1 protein-coding gene is annotated in these 2,399 nt (G+C 60.9%); it reads right to left on the bottom strand.

From position 1 onward, the window contains the following. Positions 1–78: 78 nt before the first annotated feature. Positions 79–1,815, bottom strand: a complete 1,737-nt coding sequence (gene ltrA, locus ACSDR0_RS50130) for a group II intron reverse transcriptase/maturase (protein WP_435296051.1) — start codon at positions 1,813–1,815, stop codon at positions 79–81. Positions 1,816–2,399: the final 584 nt, after the last annotated feature.

The raw sequence follows: 2,399 nt of genomic DNA, 5'->3' as shown, positions 1-2,399 counted from the left end.
CGCGCTGGCTAAGTCGCCCCCTCGCGGGGGCGACTCGCCTACAGAACCGGACGTGAAACTTTAGCTTCATCCGGCTCCTCAATCATGTGGTTCTTGCCGTGAATACCTCTGCGACGTTCGCGTGAGTGGCTCTCTCGCCATGTCGTTGACTTTGCCGCGGCAATGCTGATGCACGATGCGCATGTTCGCCAGATCAGCCAGTCCCTTCCAGCTTGGAGGGGAGAACTGTTTGACGGCGATGGCGTCGGCTTCGGTGAGCAGAAGTCGGCAGTATGCGCAATTTCCCCGCTGGCGACGAAGCAGGATTGCGGTCCTGCTGGTAGTCAGCGGGTGATCGCGTAGCCTGGAGGCCCAATAGATCAGGTTCCCGTCGTAAGGGCTGGCGTGACCACGCACCTTCACATGGCGCTTGATGGGAATGTCCGCGTGAACGGCGAGACGCAAACCGTCTGAAACAGCGAATTCCAGACGGCCCCGCTCACCCCGCCGCCAGTACTTCGCGAACACCCACCCCGCGCTTTTCTTCGGGTGGCGACGGCCCGCCCAATGCATCAACGTGGAGAACAGCCGGTAGTCGCAGGAGGCGAACACCTGTTTAGAGACCACCGTGCGGTAATACATCGACCAACCCCGAATGACCGGGTTGAGGTCGCTGATCAACGCTTCATGCGGAACGGTCTTACGTGCATGGACGATGTCCCGCATGGCTCGATGATGCCGCTTGACGGATTCCTTGCTGGGTTTGATGAGCGTCTTCATAACGGGCTGCTTCCGCCCACTAGCGTCAGGCCGGAATTCTCTGGTCACGTAGCGGCGGACGTGAAAACCCAGGAACTCAAAACCGGCAGGCCCGTCCAGGGAAAGCCGGGTATGAGCAATCCGGGTCTTGCTCGCTTTCAAACGCAACCCGATCCCGCTCAGCCATTCCTCCGCGATGCGCTGTGCCTTCTCGACCCCGGCACGGGTTGGATGCAGGACCACAAAATCGTCGGCATAGGTCACGACTTGAGGACGGTCGCGACTGCTAAACGCTGATGTGATCGCTGTCTCCAGCCCATGGAGGGCGATCAGCGCCAGCAGCGGAGAAACAACTCCACCTTGCGGGCTGCCCCGCCAGGTGTTCTCCATGACGCCATCCTCCATGACCCCCGCAGCGAGCCACCCCTTGATGAGGCGACGCAACATGGGGAACGTGGCGAGTTTGTCAAGGAGAGGCTCATGCGCGATGTTGTCGAAGCACCCTTCGATGTCTGCGTCCAGAACGTACTTGTCCTTCTTGCAGGTTGCATCGAAGATCGCCGCGATCGCGTCATGGGCCGCGCGGGCCGGGCGAAAACCATAGCTGTTCGGCTCAAACCTTGCTTCCCATTCAGGCTCCACGGCCAATTTCACCAGTGCCTGAAGTGCCCGGTCCAACATGACGGGAATACCCAGTGGGCGCTTCTCGGTCTTTCCGGGCTTGGGAATCCATACCCGCCTGACGGGCCGAGGTTTGATCGTCTCCGGGTGCCGTAGGCGTTCCACCATCAGCCAGCGCTGGCCGGGCAGAACGGAAGCCACTCCGTCGATCCCTGCCGTGTGCTTGCCCCGGTTATCCTGCGTCACCCGGCGTACTGCCAGACAGCGTGCGGCCTCTGATTTCATCAACAGGCGCTGCAAACTCCAAACTACCGACACATCACCGCGACACGAGGCTTGGAAAATGCGCTTTTGCAGGCGGTACACCGTGGTCTCCAGCTTCCGCCAGGGAATCGATGTCCAGTCTTCGATCGGCTGTCCCTCATCGGGAGCGCCGTCGCTTCCGTTACTTCCCACTACTCACACCCCTTTCCTTCCACATGACCGTGCCCGCGTCGGCTTATCGTGGGCATTACCCCACGCATTTGCTTCTCGGGCAATCCCTCCCCATGCAGGCATTCGGCCTGGTCGCCTGCTCACCAACCTGGTGAGAGCCTGCACAGGGTTACTCCGTTCCGATTCATCCGTTTGACGCCGCCCTTAGGTCCGCACTGTCTGCCGGGCCATCGAGTGGATGCATGGACGGACACCGTTGGACCTGTCCGCCCCGATGGACCATGCCCTCACGGGCCAGACCCATTACCTCGCGTGGGCCTGTTGCTGCTAACGACAGTTCGGGCGTGCGTTCGTCTCCTGACCATAGGCAGCCTGCTTGGGGCGTCACGGTCGTCGAGGTCGCCGCTTATCCCCTTCACATCCCTGCTTCCACAGCATTGACAACCAGTCGCAGCCGTGAGGATGTTGCTTTTCCTCCATGCACCATGAGGGGCCGGGATTACACCGACCATCGGACAAATCAGTTGTGGCCGGAAAAAATATCCCCGGCCCCCTCCATCCCCCGCCAACGGCGGTTTCGGAGGAACGGATCACAGCCAACGGTG

This window comes from Streptosporangium sp. G11, assembly GCF_051192615.1.
In the GTDB taxonomy this organism is placed as follows: domain Bacteria; phylum Actinomycetota; class Actinomycetes; order Streptosporangiales; family Streptosporangiaceae; genus Streptosporangium.
This window is presented reverse-complemented; position numbering and strand designations above follow the sequence as displayed.